Raw genomic sequence first — 15,930 nt, forward strand, 5'->3', positions numbered from 1 at the left:
AGATCATACGAACGACAGGGGGCACACGATCATGCCGAGCCCAGCAGGCCACCCACCAGAACCACTTCCCAGCGGGCATGAACAAAGTAACGGGGCTTCTGCGCTCCCCTCCGTCGCAGGACGACGTCGCATCCGCACGTCGCATCCGCACACTCACTGGGAAGGACACCCTCGTGAACGCCACAACCGGAGCGACCGCGCTCCCCCGCCCGCGCCTCATGCGGCACGTCGACAGCCTCGCGCTGAGCCTCGGCATGGCACTGGTGCGGTGGAGTCGTCGGCACCACCGCCGCCCCCTCACTGCCGCGGAAGTGACGGCGCTGCGACGCGAGCGCACGGAGCTTCGCGACCGCGAGCAGCACCGACGTCTGCAGGGTCTGCGGCGCTGAGGGTGAGTGGAGGGGCGTGCGGATGCCCGCAGAACGAAGCCGATCCACAGTGGCCCCCGGTGAGCGGTTAGGTTAGGGTAACCTTCGTTACTCCTGACGCTCCTGCCCCGACAACCCTGTGAAGGATCGCCGTGCCCGCCACCCGCACTCCCCTCCGCCTGACCGCCATCGCCTCGCTCGGGCTCGCCGCGCTGCTGCTCAGCGGCTGCTCGGCCGACGCCGGCGCCGCGGGCACCTCCGAGAGCACCGCCGCCTCCGCGAGCGAAGGCTTTCCCGTCACCGTCGACCACGCGTTCGGCAGCACCACCGTCCAGTCGGCGGAGCGTGTCGTCGCGACGAGCTGGACGAACCAGGACGTCGCGCTCGCGCTGGGCGTCACTCCCGTCGGCTTCACCCGCGCCTCTTACGGCGACGAGGACGGCGACGGCCTGCTGGCCTGGACCAAGAAGGCCCTCGACGCGGCCGGAGCCGAGACTCCGAGCCTCTTCGACGAGACCGACGGCGTGCCCTTCGAGTCGATCTCGGACCTCACCCCCGACGTGATCCTCTCGGCCTACTCCGGCATCACCCGGCAGGACTACGACACGCTCAGCCAGATCGCACCCACCGTCGCGTACCCGGGCCTGCCCTGGGCCACCACCTGGCAGGACTCGGCGAAGCTCGACGGAGCCGCGCTCGGGCTCGAGAAGGAGGCTGTCGCCAAGGTCGGCGAGGTCGAGAGCACGATCACCCAGACCCTCGCCTCCTACCCGCAACTCGCGGGCACGACCTTCATGTACGGCTGGTACGACCCGACCAACGCGAGCACCTTCACCTACTACACCCCGAACGACGCGCGAGTGAAGTTCGTCGAGGACCTCGGCCTCGACGTCGCCCCCAGCATCACCACGCTCTCGGGCGACTCCGAAGCGTTCAGCGGCACCGTCAGCGCCGAGAACGCCGACCAGCTCGACGCCGCCGTGCTCATCGTCTACGGCGACGACACAACCCTCGCCGCCCTGCAAGCCGACCCGCTGCTCTCCAAGATCCCGGCCGTCGCGCGCGGTTCGGTCTACGTGCTGAAGGACGGTTCCTCCGCCGCGATGGCCACCTCGTCGCCGAACCTGCTGAGCATCCCGTGGGTCCTCGACGAGTACACCGCGGGTCTGGCCGCGGCCGCCGACAAGGTGTCGTGAGCACCGGCTCCGCCTCTTCCCTCGGGCGCCCCGGACACGACAGTTCTCGCGGCCGGGGTGCTTCCGGGCGTGCCCGGCTCCGGATGCTCGCGCTGGCCGCGGCGCTCCTCGCCGTCGCGTCCGTGCTCTCCCTCGTCTACGGCTCCCGCGAAATCCCACTCGCCGAGATCTGGCCAGCGCCGACCGCCCCCGACTCCGCCTCGATCGTCGACGCGGCCGTGCAGGGCCGAGTGCCGCGGACGATCCTCGCCATTCTTGTCGGCGCCGCACTCGGGCTCGCGGGCGCCGTGATGCAGGGGCTGACCCGCAATCCGCTGGCCGACCCGGGCATTCTGGGCCTCAACTCCGGAGCCTCGCTCGCCGTGGTGCTTGGCATTGCGGGCGTCGGAGCGACGAACCTGCCGCAGTTCATCTGGCTCGCGTTCCTTGGCGCGGCAGCTGCGGGAGCCTTCGTCTACGCCGTGGCCTCGCTCGGGCGCGAGGGCGCGACTCCGCTCGCCCTCGCCCTGGCCGGAGCCGCCACCGCCGCGGCGCTCACCTCGCTCATCAGCGCCGTCCTCCTCACCCAGGACACGACGCTCAACCGCTTTCGGTTCTGGCAGGTCGGCGGAGTGGGCGGGGCCGAGACGGCGAGCATCATGCAGGTCCTCCCCTTTCTCGCGGTCGGCGCGGTGCTCGCGCTCTCGAGCGCCCGCGGACTCGACGCCCTGGCACTCGGCGACGATCTGGCGACGGGGCTCGGTCGCCGCGTGGGGCGCATCCGCCTGATCGGGGGCGTCGCCGCGGTGCTGCTCTGCGGAGCCGCGACCGCGATCGCCGGGCCGATCGGGTTCATCGGGCTGGTGGTGCCGCACCTCGCTCGCCGCGTCACCGGGCCCGCGCACGCCTGGCTGCTCCCCTCCTCCGCTCTGCTCGGCGCGCTGCTGCTGCTCGTTGCCGACGTGGTCGGGCGCGTCATTGCCCGGCCGAGTGACGTGGAGGTCGGGATCATTACGGCGCTGATCGGCGCGCCCGTGCTGATCGCGATCGTGCGGCGCTCGAAGGTTCGAGCGCTGTGAGCGTGGGCGTCGCGGCGGGAGTCGTCAGCGCGGGCATCGGGACGGGGCGCCGTCGCCGCCGACGCCGAACGCTGATCGGCTGCGGCGTGCTCGCCGCCCTGGCGCTCGCACTCGTCGTCGTGTCGCTCACGGTCGGCAGCACGGTGTATTCGGTGCCGCAGGTCGTCCGCGTGATCCTCGGCGAGACGGTTCCGGGCGCCTCCTTCACTGTCGGCACACTGCGGTTGCCGCGCACGATCACTGCCGTGCTGGTCGGCGCGGCGTTCGGGATGGGTGGGGTGATCTTCCAGACGATGCTGCGCAATGCTCTCGCCAGCCCCGACATCATCGGCGTCACGTCGGGGGCGAGCGCGGCGGCCGTCGTCGCCATCGCCTTCTTCGGGCTCTCGGGGGGCGCTGTCTCGGTGATCGCCGTCGCGGCCGGCCTTGCCACAGCGCTGCTCATCGCGGCTCTCGCCGAGGGCTCGGGAGTGATGGGGGCGCGACTCATTCTGATCGGCATCGGTGTCGCGGCGATGTTCCAAAGCGTCATCGCGTATGTGCAGACCCGCGCCGATTTTGAAGACGTGCAGGAGTCGCTGCGTTGGCTCACCGGCAGCCTCAATTCCGCCGCCTGGCCGGCCGTGCCTCCGCTCGCGCTGGCGATGCTCGTGCTGGTGCCGCTCGCGCTGCTGCTCGCGGGCCGACTCTCGGTGCTGCAACTAGGCGATGAATCGGCGACGGCACTCGGGCTCGACGTGCGCCGCAGCCGCCTGACGCTGCTCGCGGTCGGAGTGGGGCTCGTCGCCGTCGCGACCGCCGCCACGGGCCCGATTGCCTTCGTCGCCTTCGTCTCCGGGCCGATCGCGCGGCGTCTCCTGCCGAGCGCGCGCACCCTCCTCCTCCCCTCCGCCCTCGTCGGCGTGGTCGTCGTGCTCGCCGCCGACCTGCTCGCGCAGTACGTGGTGGGCGCGCTGTTCTCGGGCGCCCGCTTCCCGGTCGGAGTCGTCACCGGCGTGCTCGGCGCCCCCTTCTTGCTCTGGCTCCTCGCTCGCCGCACCCGCACCGGAGGCTCCCTGTGACCGCACCGCACACCCTCAGCGCCGACGCGGTGACCCTCGCGTACGACGAGCGCGTGGTCATCGACGGGCTCTCGCTCACCGTGCCCACCGGCGCGATCAGCGTCATCGTCGGTGCGAATGCGTGCGGCAAGTCGACGCTCCTGCGGGCGATGGCCCGGCTCATCACTCCGCGCTCCGGGAGCGTACTGCTCGACGGGCAGGCGATCCACCGGCTCCCGACGCGGCAGGTCGCGCAGCGGGTGGGGCTGCTGCCGCAGACGCCGATCGCACCGGAGGGGATCGCCGTCTCGGACCTCGTCGCGCGTGGCCGCTATCCGCACCGGGGGCTATTCAGGCGCGGCTCCGGCACCGATGACGATGCGATTGTTGTTGAGGAGGCGCTGCGCGACACAGGCACGCTCGAGCTCGCCGATCGCGCCGTGGACGAACTCTCGGGTGGGCAGCGGCAGCGGGTGTGGATCGCGATGGCGCTCGCACAGCGCACCGACGTGCTCCTGCTGGACGAGCCGACGACCTACCTCGACGTGTCACACCAGGTCGAGGTGCTGGATCTGCTCACCGACCTCAACCGCTCGCGGGGCACCACGATCGTGATCGTCCTGCACGACCTGAACCTGGCGGCTCGCTACGCCGACCATCTCTTCGCCATCCGCTCGGGCGCCCTGTTTGCCTCCGGAACCCCTGCCGAGGTAGTCACCGCGGACACCGTGCGTGCCGTCTTCGGGATGGAGTCGCGCGTGATCGAGGACCCGGTGTCTCGGACGCCGCTGGTGCTGCCGATCGGCCGGCACCACTCGGGGTGAGCCTCCCCCGCTGAGGGAACCCGGACAATGAAGACGCACAATGAAGAGTTGTGCACACGACGTGCACGCGCTGCGCAGGTCCTCGTGTCACGATCAACAACCGCACGGCATCGTGGGTTCAACTGATAGTGGCGACCCGTCCGGCACGGGCTGCTTGGGTTAGGTCTTAACTGGCCCAAACAACTACGGCGAGGATTTGCTCAAAATGACGCGAATCCCATCCCTTTGATGACCGTGAACCCATTTCGGGAGTCCAGTGCAGAGTTTGTCTAGTGGCGGTTGATATTTCATTGTTCGAGGACAACACTCACTGCACATAGCACCGCGTTATCCTGATGGTCTTGTTCTCACTTTATGTGTCAGAGTCCATCCTCGCCACACGACGCTCTGACTCTCCCAGGAGTTCGCAGGATTCAGTCATCTGACAATCGTGACCGAGGTGCTAGTTTCATCAACGTCGTCCATTGAGGGGATCCGAATGGCGGGTCCGATCGGCGAAAATATGGAGAAATAAAATGAGTAAAAACCTTGACGCTCTACTATCGTCCTACAGCACCTTCGTATCCCCCGAGGAATTCGCGGCTTCCGCTAGTTCGGAGGCGCCCGGCACCGTCTGGACCACCACGTTCCTGAGCCCGGCGACCCCGTCAGTCGCGACCACAGGTCTCTTCCTTTGTTGAGTCCTCGCCGGTGAAAAAGAGGCCGGGGGCATGAACAACATGCTCCCGGCCTCTTTCTAAATTTATCAGATCGAGGTGAGAAGAATGGTGGCACACTTGTGGCTGGATTCCGAGAAATCGACATCAATAGCGGCGGCCAGCATCACCTACACGGCCGGTTTCGACTCCGACCCAGAGCCCTTTGCGGGTTTTGTTCACCTGTGTGAACACCTTCTTGGCGAGAGGCTCCACATTCCCGGGCGACACGGAGGCCAGTATGACGCGGGCGCATCTGGCGTCTTCCTCTCTGCGAAGACCTACGCCGATTCGACACAGTTCACGGTGATGTCGACTCCCGACCGGATCGACGAATCCCTCGCTGCGATTCTGGACGTTCACGCCGCCGATCCATCCAACACGGCCCTCGAACATGCATTGAGGATCGTTGAGCTGGAGGCGGAGGAATCTCGATTTCGACGAGCGGGACAACGGGAGCAATGGGTAGAGGTGCGCCACGCTCGTTCTTCGAGTTGGTCCCGCCGCCACGACGGATTCGGATACGACCTCGACGCCATCCGAACGCTAGAACTGTGGGAGATCACGATGTTGATGAGGCAGCGCTTCACGCCGGATAACCGATTCGTCGCGAAGAGCGACGGGGAGTTCCGGCCTTGGCGACCACCGACCCCGTCTGTTCGTGGTGCGCCGATGCGCTGGCCATTTCCCATGGCGACGATGTTCAGTGCAGCGGGTTCAGCAGTGGTCGAGGTTGATGTGCCAGGTCTGTCCTGCGGGCTACCGAGCTACGTCGCTTGTCTCGTCGTCGCCGAATTGCTCCGGCGCACCCCGGAGCTGTCAGCTGTCGGTCGAAAGCATGACGTCGGAATCGGACATTTTGGCCCTTGGAATTCGAGAACGATCGACCAGCTTGTTCTCGCAATAGTAGGCATAGGTAACGAATCCGAGGCTATCGACACCCTCACCTTCGCGATTCACGCCGTCGCGGGTCGACTAACTGCCGCCGGCATTCGAGAGGCTCTCGAGCGTGTCCGGGCCGACTACCTCGAGCGCGTGGAGACGCCCGTGCAACGCGTCGCTCTAGCGGGCCAACTGCTCGCGGCAGGCATACTCGAAGAAGGGGACTCGTTGAGCGGCGTGATGAAGCGTGTTCCCGCTCGTGCTTTGTCGACGGACGAAGTATTGACCGTCCTGGATCGGATTGCAGGCGCGATCGAGCTGAACCTGACCGACGCACGGTCCGCCTCATGATCGCGGGAATCGCGGCGGGCGGATATGTGGCACTCGTGAAAACGACCGGTACCCTGCCAGAAGCCCGCATTTTCCTTCGCGCCGGACCGGCTGTCACGAATTTTCGACGCGAGTGGGGAGCCCTCCTTGAGGCTCGTATCGGTGCGGTCGCTCCCGCGGCGACTCTTCGTCAGCAGACCGACCATCTCGTGGTCGGTATCCGAGAGCGGAGTCCATCAGAATGTGTTCTGGCTCTGGGGGCGATTCTCGCGACCCTTGTCGAGGTGCGAGCGCTTCCCATCGGATGCCTGCTCGACCTTGAAGCGGCACCTGCGGCCGGGCCGTTCGAGTTTCTCGCCGATCAGATCTGGGCAGAGAGGCCCGACTGGGCGGAGACAGCGTTTCCTCAGTTCTCGGCGGAAGACATCGATGTAGCCTCACCGATTGGCCTCAACGACCAGATTGTCGTGCTGACAAGCGGCCTCGCCGCAGCCACCCTCACGGCGGTGCTCGAATCGATACCGGTCGAGGGCATGGCGGACCGACAGGTCCCGCCGCATCGTCAGGACACACGCCCGTCGTCGCATCGGACAATGGCCGGTGGCAACGCCCGACGGAGCGTCATGTTTGTGGCGTCCTGGACTCCCGCCCTCGGTGGGGAAACCGGCGTCGCTTACCTCGCGGCGAGCCAATATTTACTTGGCGGTGAGGGATCCCAGATATTCGATCAGCTTCGCGACCGTCATCGCCTTGTCTACTCGCTCTCGACTCAGCCATATCGTTCGCTTTCGGGCAATCTCAGCGTAGCGGATTTCTCGATCGAACTCGGCAGGGAGTCGGAAGCGCGAGACGTGGTCGCCTCTGTCTTGGCGGGAGCTTACGGGACCAACTATGCCGACGAAGCTACTGCTGCTCTGGCGGGATTCAGTCGCTGGGTGCATTTCGGTCAAGGGCGAGGCTTCCTGCTCGACATGCTGACTCAGGTGATCACCAACGTTGACCGTCCTGTGGATCTCCTCGAAGACCCCTCGACCATACTTCGGCCCTCGTCGTCGGCGATCAGCGAGGCCATCGAACACCTTCGCGATGCGCCGAATTACATCCTGAGCGTCACTCCCGAATCCGTCCATACCCCCGAGCCCGTCCATACCGTCGAAAGAGCCTCCTGATGAAGAAGATCCTCCTGGTGGTCAGCGGAGCCGCGTCTGCGATGTTCGCTCCGTTCCACATCAACTGGGCAACAGAGACAAGCCCTGGGATGGACGTGAAGGTTCTGCTCTCCCGGGCTGCTACGCGATTCGTGCAACCAGCGGCGCTCGCTTTGGTAAGTCGTTCGGAAGTCCTCCTGGATGACTGGGAAGAATGGGATGCGAGCAGATCGACCCACGTCGAGCTCTCTCGGTGGGCAGATGCGGTCGTCGTTTGCCCCGCGTCTTTCAATTACGTCAACAGCTATACCTCTGGGCTGGCCGATCGACCCTCCCTGCTGATCCTCCAAATGACACACGTACCGAAGGTGTTCGCGCCGTCGTTCCCTCCCGGGATCGAACCGGATCGCTGGCTAAATAAGCTAGCTCAGCTGCCGTCGACTCATTTCCTGAAGTTCGCCGATGCGCGGAGCGCGGGAACGGGACGGCACGAGGGCACCGCAAACCGCTCTTTTCTGGACGCGCTCCGCCTACTCAGCGACATCGAAGAAGAAAGGATCAGTGATGCGGCCTGATAATGTCTTCGCCAATCGGCGTAAGGTCACGCACATCATTCCCGTTGAGGACGCCTACGTCTGGATCCGCACGTTCTCTACGAACGCCGGTTTCCGGGCGGTGACGCCAGCCACGCAGGTCGTGAGCTTGCTGGGGCGGAGTTCTGTTTCCTTTGACGCGGGCACGCCGTTCCGCAACGGCTTTGCCTATGAGACCGCGGTAAACTCGCCGGTCGTCAAGTACGTCAACAAGCCGAACGATTGGCCCCCGGCCGGTATCGAAGTCATGGTAGACAGACTTGCGGATGGGCTCGCCTCCTTTCACGACGCGGCACGAGTGACTGGTATTACCGGGGTGACGTCGTCGATGGATACTGCTCGCTTCCTCGCAGGCCAGCCAAATTACCTCTGTAAGCAGAGTGCCGCATCCATTCACACGGCTCTCACGCGCCATCTGAGCGACATTGCCCTCGACAAATTAGCGGCGTGGTATGACGGCGCGCCTGGTCTCGTCGGACACGGCGAGTATTCCCTGGCAAATGTTCTCTCCTTCTCTGGTCGGCCCGATGAATTTACAGTGCTGACGGATCCCTACCTTCCACTCGTTCCCGAAGGATTCGACGTCGGCTGGTTCCTTGGCGATCTTTTCGAGACTTCGATGTCACCCGTTGGTGCGTTTGGCGCCCGGGCAGCCGCCTCCTTGGGCCGCCGGTTTATGGCGCGTTACGAACAATCGCGAGGTGGCGCCGTGCTCGATAACGGAGAGCTGTGGCGTTCTTTTGTGCTGCGACTACTGCACCACTACATTGAGTTTCGAGCGGGTCGGCCAGGGGCGAGCGACGAGGCGTACTACCTGGATGCGATCAGGCGGGAGTACGCCCGAGAGTCCGGTACCTTCTCCTCCGCCGTCTTCGCGTGCATCAGCGCATGAGCGCCGATTCTCTCCTCACACCCGCGATCGCACGCCAACTAGGCGTTGGTTCGTGGGCACGATCCGAGGCGCTCATCGCAGGACGCAATGAGAATTTTCTAGTTACGACGCCGTCCGGCGAATCTCTCTTCGTCAAGAGGCTCACGGATTCGATCGGCGAGACGGAACGTGTTGCTGCGCTATTAAGCGCGGATCGTCATCGATGTGCGGCCGGCTGGGCCTCTTTCACACCGCTCCTTCGCGCGGTCGATCCGGATCTCGGTATCGTCGTCTACGACGCTATTTCCGGCTTGGGGCTCGCCGCGCCCGGCGTCGCGCAAACCCTCGAGGGGGGTTCCTGGGCTGCCCTCGGGACCTTGTTGGCGCGCATCCATACGGCACGACTGGATGACGTACCGGCCGGCTCCGCGCTGGCCGATCAATTCGCGGTCTACTCGGGCTATGTCGATGCAATATCATTCGATGTCTTCTGGCATTTTACCGGTGCGGAGCTTGCTCTGTGGTCGGTCATTCAGTCGAGGTCAGATTCGCTGCTCCGTACTCGGGCAGAGATCAAGGAACCGCCCGAACGAGTGCCGACCCACGGTGACATCCGTCTCGATCAGTTCATCAAGACTGCGCAGGGTCCTCAACTCATCGACTGGGAGCGGTATTGCCGCGGTGATCCCGCGCAGGATCTCGGTATGCTTCTTGGTGACATCTTCGCGACGTTCCTCTACCAGGACTTCGATCAGAACACCGCGGCCCATTCAACCGAGTCCGAAGAGTTTGCTCAGCGATGGATCCATTCCGTCGGCGTTCGCGCCACGTCCGCCTACGCCCAGATCTGGCGAGCGTACGGACAAGTGGCCACGAACCTCGTCACGCCCGCATTCATTCAGCGGACTGGATGGATTCTCGCTTGGCATCTCATCGAACGCATCTCCAGTCGGGCGCAATATCAGTCGACACTTTCCGGTCGCGACAAGGGCGTCCTGGGAATCGCAATTTTTATTGCGTCAGCGCCCACTCAGGCCATGGCGGCGTTTGGGATCGAGGGAGACGACTCTGATGCTTGATCCGATTGCATGTTCGGTCCGAAGCTGGGCCATATCCCGCGCGCCACGAACGGCGGAGGAGTGGGCTAGCGACGTTTACCGAGAGTTTCACTCCGGCGCAACAACGCAACTCGTCTTCCCCGCCAAGGCCGAAATGCACGATGCGCGTTTCAGCCGGCTCGTCATGGAAGCAACGCCCGCCCCAGAGTCGTGGGTGAACTCGGTGTCGCCCGCACCGACGGGGACCGGTGCACTGGTCCAGCTCAACGGCCTGCGCATTTCTCTTGATGCACGTCGAGTTCGGACCATCCACGGCAGGGCGGAGTTGAGGCTTCCCCGCTTGCGACCCTTCGTGAGCCCGGGGTACATCTACTACGCGAACCCGGCGATCGCCGATCTTCGAGCCTTCTGGCGAGTGTATGTGAGCGTCGAACGGATCGGTGACGCGCTTAACTTTTGGTCGCGCGGGCTCCGCGCGGCGAAGCGACTGGTCGGTGATCGTTTCCATGCGAAGATCGCGTCGATGCCGATACTCTATCCGCGTCGTGATGCCATCGTTTTCTATCTCGAAGATCTAGACGAGGATGCTGTTGCGGCCTTTGGTCGGGTGTTATCAGGTGACCGGGCGCCGGTTTCGCGCTTCACTCGTCACATTGCGCCGGGGGTGGGTATCGCGCACGAGCCGAACGCGGCTCAGGCCGCCGGGAGCCCCGTGAGTTTTGGACAGCATCGCGCTTCGGTGCTGGCCCAGCTTCTGAGCGATGAGATTCTCTATGCCGCCGACTTCGATATTGTGGCGGCGGAAAACCTCGTGAGAAACGGCATAAATCCGAGAGCGATCTATCGAAACGTGGAGAGCATGGAAGGCGGATCATGAGAGGTCTGCGCTCGATGAAGAGAGGTGGCGTGGAGGCCGTGATGCGAGGTGAGGTCGGTATGAGGGAGCGTTCGCAGGCGATCGTGGCAGACGGGGCAGGCTGTTTCGTCGACGATCAGCCATTGCTTGCGCCGGTGGATATCGAGATTGCCTTCGGCGAGCGGGTCGCAGTCCGCGGGGTCAACGGTGCGGGCAAGACGACGCTGCTACGGATGCTGTCGGGGCGGATGCGGCCGACTGTGGGCGAGGTGTTGTTCGAGAACGCGCCAATCGACGATCGGCGGCCAGAGGTGCGGTCGGCGGTCGCGTCGTTGGTCGGCGTGCCGTCGTTCTACCCGGACCTCACGGTTCGGGAGCAGTTGCGGCTGATCGCGGCAACGTGGCGGATGGGGCGCGCTGAATCCGAGGAGCGGGTTGATGCTGTGCTTGAGGAGTTTGCGATCACAGCGTTGTCTCGCCGGTTCGCGCACGAGTTGTCGTCGGGCCAGACGCAGATGTTCTATTTGGCCTCGACATTCCTGCGTCCGTTCCGGGTGCTGCTATTAGACGAACCGGAGCAGCGATTGGACCCAGACAGGAAGGCGCAACTCGCTCGAGCGATGAAGCGCGTGTCAGAGGCAGGGGCCGCGATCGTGTTCGCAAGTCATGACAGCTGGCTGGTCGACACGGTAGCGGACCGAACGTGTCTGCTGGGGGTTGCGAATGTCGAGGCCGGAAGTGAATGACGCCGACGCGCTGCGCCTCGCGCGGTCGATCATCCGAACCCGGGCCGGACGCCCGAGCACCGGCGACACGGTGTACGGGATTTATGTCACCGTGTTCGTCGCGGGTGTCGTGGTGTTCCCGATCGTACGCGCGGCGATGATCGGTCTCGCCATGCCCCGCATCGTGGTCTTCGCCACCGAGAATCTGACGACGGAGCGGATCTCGATCGCACTCGCCGTCATCACCGGACTTGTATTCCTGCTCGGTCGGGTACGGGGGCCAGTGGTGCCGTCGGAGCCATATATCGAAACCATTGTCGTGAGCCCGCTGCCGCGGAGCCTCACCCTTCGTCGTCCGTATACGGCGGGGCGGATGACGTTGCTCGCGATCCTACTGCTGCTCGCAGTTGTCCTGGTCGGCGGTGCGGCGATCGCGGCACCCGCCGACCCGCTCGGCATTCTGCTGTTCTTCGTCGGCTTCGCTGCCTGGGCGTGGCTGCTGTCCCTGGCCTGGCTGGCCGGGCAGTGGTCGGGTCCTCGTCGTCGTGCCGTCGCCGTCGGCCTGGCTATCGCTATCGTCATCCAGGCAGGCATCGCGCTCCTGCCGGCCGCCGCGGGATCCGTCTCCTGGATCAGCCCCTGGGGATGGGCGGCATCCCTGTGGAGCGCGCTTGACGGTGTGACGATGGCGCATGGGATTGCCGTAGCCCTCCTGGTTCTCGCGCTCGGAAGTCAGTTGCTGCTACCTGCGATGCTGGACCAACTCGGCAGAGAAGATCTCGCGGACCAGGCCCGACGGTGGAACGCCGTGTTCTCGCTCGCGCTCACTGGTGACGTGAAGTCGGCGGCTAACCGACTCAAGGCGCCTCCTCGACTCGGGCGGCACTGGCACTGGCCGGCTCCGAGCGGCGCCGCCGGTGCGATCGTCCTGCGCGATCTGCTCGGAATCGCCCGCTTTCCCGCTCGTGGTTTCGTAGGGCTGGTGACCACCGTCGGATTGGGTGCGACCACCACACTCGGCCTCCGCGAGGGAGAGGGAGCGCAGCTAGTCACCGCGACGGCCGCACTTTCCCTGTATTTTGCGATCGGTGTCTGGTGCGAAGGGCTGCGCCTTTTCGGATCGACGGTTGGCGGCTCATCACCATATGGAATCTCTTCGACGATGCAAGCTGGCCTGCATCTGGTCGTTCCGATCCTGATCGGAGTCCCGCTGGCTTCGGCGGGGGCGGTCGTCGTCGCGAGCGGCACGGTCTTACCAGTCATCTGGACGACCCTTCTGGCGGTATTCGCCGTTGCGGTTCAGGCTTTCTCCGCGCTCAAGGGAGCACTTCCGGTCTCGTTGCTCACGCCCGTTCCATCACCGATTGGTGATCTCTCCGTCGTCAACGTGGCCGTGTGGCTGGCCGATGCCGTCACAGTTATGGCTCTTGTTGGCGGTGGTCTTTCCGTCGCCGTCACTGTCGCAAACAGGGCAATCGGCGCCTATTTTGCACTCGCTATTCTTTGTATTCTCATGACGTGGTGGGCATACGGGCGGCTTCGACGACTCGCTCGACCCTGAGTCTGACCAGGATTACCCCGCTTACCACCTGGAGGAGGTGCGCCGCGTGATCGCAAACGGTGTCGAGTGGGCCAGGTCTTTGCGTCCCGAGCGTCGGCTGCCGAGGATCGCCGACGCCGTCCTCGGGGCGATCAACGCGAAGCACTTGGGGGAGAGCAGCCACATCGACAAGCTTCGATCCACCCTGATTGTCGAGACCCGCACTCCGGACTCTCTCAACCCCGAGGGCGGGCAGACCGAAGAAGACGAAAGACCCTAGATCCAGTCGTCCGGCTGGGGTTCTAAGGTCTTCTTCCCGCTCCGTCGTAACGGTGGGCGATTGTGACGCTACGGGATCCGCGGTGACCCTGCAACCAATGGACGCCTTCACTCGGGGCGAAGCGGCGGCGGGCACGATGTCACAGTGGAGATTAAGGGCTGACGACGAAGGACCTCGTGACGCCGGAGGCGGTGCGCTCGTGGCCGAGGTCCGGCGCCAGCATCCCGGCGCCTCCCTAGCCGGATCGGGCCCGGTGCGAGTGCAGGCTGCCCGGCGCGTGAGGTGTGCTGCCGGAGCCGGATGTCAGGGCTCGGTGGCATGCTCGGTCCCAAGCGCGGCCGGCGGGCGGCGGCGCGGAGCGGAGCGGCAATGATCGGGTTGGATCTCACGGGGCGGACGGCCCTCGTCACGGGGTCGGGGCAGGGCATCGGGCTGGCGATCGCGACGACGCTCGCCGAGGCGGGGGCAGAGGTGATCGTCAACGCTCGCTCGGAGCGGTCGATCCGCCGGGCGATCGAGGCCGTCACGGCAGCGGTCCCGGAGGCGCGGGTGCGCGGAGTCGCGGCCGATGTGTCGACCGAGAGGGGCACGGCCGCCCTCCTCCGCTCGGCCGCCGAGGTGGACGTCCTCGTCAACAACCTCGGGATCTTTGGTTCCGCCGATCCGCTCGCCATCGACGACGACGAGTGGCGCCGCTACTTCGAGGTCAACGTGCTCACCGGCGTCCGCCTCACCCGCGCCTACCTGCCGGGGATGACCGAGCGCGGCTGGGGCCGCGTACTCTACATCGGCAGTGACTCGGCCGTCGTCACTCCCGCCGAGATGATCCACTACGGGGTGTCGAAGACGGCGCTTCTCGGCGTCTCGCGCGGCTTCGCCAAGGCGGCGGCCGGCTCGGGTGTGACAGTGAACAGCGTGCTCGCAGGCCCGACGCACACCGGCGGCGTGGAGGACTTCGTCTACGAACTGGTCGACCGCGAGCTGCCGTGGGAGGAGGCGCAGCGCGAGTTCATGCGCCTGCACCGGCCGCAGTCACTCCTCAAGCGCCTGATCGAGCCGGAGGAGATCGCCCACATGGTCGCGTACCTCGCCTCGCCGCTCGCGTCTGCCACCACGGGCGCCGCGGTGCGCGTCGACGGCGGATACATCGACTCGATAGTTCCGTGACCCGGCCGGAACAGCGCGATCAGCGGATCGACCAGCTCGGGCGGTTCCGTCCGTCGTACTGCACCAGGTTGCCGTCGTCCTGGAGCACCACGCGCTACGGTCCCACCGACGACGGCTGGTTCCCTGCGGTAGGGAAATGTGGTTCCGGCAAGCGGGCCGACACCGGCCATCAGCGCGGCGGCGCCACGGAGCCGCCCGCGCGCCAGGGGCCGCCGATGCGCTCCTGGAGAAGTGGCGCGGCGGGGTCCCCCAGACGGGCGAGCAGCGCTTCCACCCCGCGGCGGCCGAGCTCGCAGCCGGGCGCGACGAGCAGGTCGAGGGCCGGGTCGGCGAGGTCGGCGACGTCGGGGTCCGACGCGAGCAGCACGATCGAGAGGTCCGCGGGGACGCGCACACCGCGGTGCCGCAGCTCGTGCGCGAAGCCAATGGCCGCGCCCCCGTTGATGATGACGGCGGCCGTCACGGAGTCGGGGTCGAACGAGCGGGCCAACGCGCGGCCGCCGGCAGGCGACTCCTCGCAACGCAGCAGCACGCCCTCGATCCCGCGCGCCGCGCAGGCCAGCGCGAACGCCTCCTGCGTGCGGGCGTAAGGGCCGAAGTCAGCCGCTCTCTCCCGGTCGGGGCCGAGCACCAGGGCCACCCGCTCATGCCCAAGCCCCGCGAGCCGCCCGAGCGCGTCTTCGACCATCCCCTCGAAGTCGATATCGACCCAGTCGAGTGCCGACGGGTCGCGGGTGCGGCCGATCAGGGCGAAGGGCGTTCCGGAGTCGCGCAGGACTGGCACGCGCTCGTCCTCGCTGGTCACCTGCATCAGCACGACGCCGTCGATCAGCCCGTCGGCGCGCAGGTCGGCGAGCCGTTCGGATCCGCCAAGCGTCGGCCAGAGGACGATCGAGTGGCCCTGCTCAGCGGCGGCCTCCGCAGCCCCGAGGAGGAAGGAGGTCGCGGTGGTGAGCGGCCGGCTCGACACGAGCGGATAGACGACCGCGATGATCCCGGAGCGACGACGCGCAAGGGCGCGGGCCAGAGCATGCGGGCGGAAGCCGAGTTCGCGCATCGCCGCCTGCACTCGCTCGCGGGTCTCGGGCGAGACGGGTTTGGAGTCGTTCACGACGAACGAGACCGTGGCGATCGAGACTCCCGCACGGCGCGCGACATCCCTCATTGTGGCCACGCAGCCTCCTCCTGCTCAGTGCCGGCCCTCGGTTGACGCGGGGCGGACGTCTCCCGCATCCTAAGAGACGCAGGTGGTAAAGCGGTTAACCGCTCTCCCGCTCCGCGCCGTCTCCACCGTCGAAG

General features: G+C 65.8%; 16 protein-coding genes. 15 read left to right on the forward strand and 1 reads right to left on the reverse strand.

Translation table 11 applies throughout. The features are described from left to right. Positions 1 to 77 precede the first annotated feature (77 nt). From B0H03_RS12315 to B0H03_RS12385, 15 genes are all read left to right on the forward strand, one after another. Complete coding sequence (locus B0H03_RS12315) at positions 78 to 389, forward strand: hypothetical protein (protein ID WP_104266074.1); 312 nt, start codon at positions 78 to 80, stop codon at positions 387 to 389. Positions 390 to 520: 131 nt separating this feature from the next. Next, on the forward strand, positions 521 to 1,564 hold the full coding sequence (locus tag B0H03_RS12320) for an iron-siderophore ABC transporter substrate-binding protein (RefSeq protein WP_104266073.1): 1,044 nt from the start codon (positions 521 to 523) through the stop codon (positions 1,562 to 1,564). A gap of 83 nt (positions 1,565 to 1,647) precedes the next feature. Continuing rightward, positions 1,648 to 2,622, forward strand: a complete 975-nt coding sequence (locus B0H03_RS12325; RefSeq protein WP_104266072.1) for a FecCD family ABC transporter permease — start codon at positions 1,648 to 1,650, stop codon at positions 2,620 to 2,622. Next, on the forward strand, positions 2,619 to 3,683 hold the full coding sequence (locus B0H03_RS12330) for a FecCD family ABC transporter permease (RefSeq protein WP_104266071.1): 1,065 nt from the start codon (positions 2,619 to 2,621) through the stop codon (positions 3,681 to 3,683). The genes B0H03_RS12325 and B0H03_RS12330 overlap by 4 nt, the downstream gene beginning before the upstream one ends. Continuing rightward, on the forward strand, positions 3,680 to 4,486 hold the full coding sequence (locus B0H03_RS12335) for an ABC transporter ATP-binding protein (RefSeq protein ID WP_104266070.1): 807 nt from the start codon (positions 3,680 to 3,682) through the stop codon (positions 4,484 to 4,486). Before B0H03_RS12330 ends, B0H03_RS12335 begins: the two co-directional genes overlap by 4 nt. Before the next feature lie 764 nt (positions 4,487 to 5,250). Further along, positions 5,251 to 6,414, forward strand: a complete 1,164-nt coding sequence (locus tag B0H03_RS12340; RefSeq protein WP_104266069.1) for a hypothetical protein — start codon at positions 5,251 to 5,253, stop codon at positions 6,412 to 6,414. Between the two features lie 263 nt (positions 6,415 to 6,677). Then, a complete protein-coding gene (locus tag B0H03_RS12345) occupies positions 6,678 to 7,562 on the forward strand; it encodes a hypothetical protein (RefSeq protein ID WP_127844054.1) in 885 nt (294 codons plus the stop codon). Further along, positions 7,562 to 8,116 carry a flavoprotein gene (locus B0H03_RS12350; RefSeq protein ID WP_104266067.1) on the forward strand — a complete coding sequence of 185 codons (555 nt, stop codon included), beginning with the start codon at positions 7,562 to 7,564 and terminating at the stop codon, positions 8,114 to 8,116. The genes B0H03_RS12345 and B0H03_RS12350 overlap by 1 nt, the downstream gene beginning before the upstream one ends. After that, complete coding sequence (locus B0H03_RS12355; RefSeq protein WP_104266066.1) at positions 8,106 to 9,026, forward strand: hypothetical protein; 921 nt, start codon at positions 8,106 to 8,108, stop codon at positions 9,024 to 9,026. The genes B0H03_RS12350 and B0H03_RS12355 overlap by 11 nt, the downstream gene beginning before the upstream one ends. After that, positions 9,023 to 10,084, forward strand: coding sequence for a phosphotransferase (locus tag B0H03_RS12360; RefSeq protein ID WP_127844052.1), 1,062 nt, complete (start codon positions 9,023 to 9,025; stop codon positions 10,082 to 10,084). The genes B0H03_RS12355 and B0H03_RS12360 overlap by 4 nt, the downstream gene beginning before the upstream one ends. Then, complete coding sequence (locus B0H03_RS16265; RefSeq protein WP_127844051.1) at positions 10,077 to 10,940, forward strand: T3SS effector HopA1 family protein; 864 nt, start codon at positions 10,077 to 10,079, stop codon at positions 10,938 to 10,940. The genes B0H03_RS12360 and B0H03_RS16265 overlap by 8 nt, the downstream gene beginning before the upstream one ends. A 59-nt stretch (positions 10,941 to 10,999) precedes the next feature. Then, positions 11,000 to 11,665, forward strand: coding sequence for an ABC transporter ATP-binding protein (locus B0H03_RS12370; RefSeq protein WP_160487363.1), 666 nt, complete (start codon positions 11,000 to 11,002; stop codon positions 11,663 to 11,665). Continuing rightward, complete coding sequence (locus B0H03_RS12375) at positions 11,658 to 13,205, forward strand: hypothetical protein (protein ID WP_104266062.1); 1,548 nt, start codon at positions 11,658 to 11,660, stop codon at positions 13,203 to 13,205. The genes B0H03_RS12370 and B0H03_RS12375 overlap by 8 nt, the downstream gene beginning before the upstream one ends. A gap of 46 nt (positions 13,206 to 13,251) precedes the next feature. Further along, a complete protein-coding gene (locus tag B0H03_RS17125) occupies positions 13,252 to 13,464 on the forward strand; it encodes a hypothetical protein (protein ID WP_337189975.1) in 213 nt (70 codons plus the stop codon). A gap of 372 nt (positions 13,465 to 13,836) precedes the next feature. Further along, the gene (locus B0H03_RS12385; RefSeq protein ID WP_104266075.1) at positions 13,837 to 14,631 is read left to right on the forward strand and encodes an SDR family NAD(P)-dependent oxidoreductase; all 795 of its coding nucleotides are present in this window, start codon (positions 13,837 to 13,839) and stop codon (positions 14,629 to 14,631) included. A gap of 169 nt (positions 14,632 to 14,800) precedes the next feature. Here B0H03_RS12385 and B0H03_RS12390 read toward each other — a convergent pair whose 3' ends face one another. Then, entirely contained in the window at positions 14,801 to 15,796 is a 996-nt protein-coding gene (locus B0H03_RS12390) for a LacI family DNA-binding transcriptional regulator (protein WP_104266061.1), read from the reverse strand. Positions 15,797 to 15,930 lie beyond the last annotated feature (134 nt).

It is taken from the genome of Rathayibacter iranicus NCPPB 2253 = VKM Ac-1602, from assembly GCF_003149025.1.
Taxonomy (GTDB): Bacteria; Actinomycetota; Actinomycetes; order Actinomycetales; family Microbacteriaceae; genus Rathayibacter; species Rathayibacter iranicus.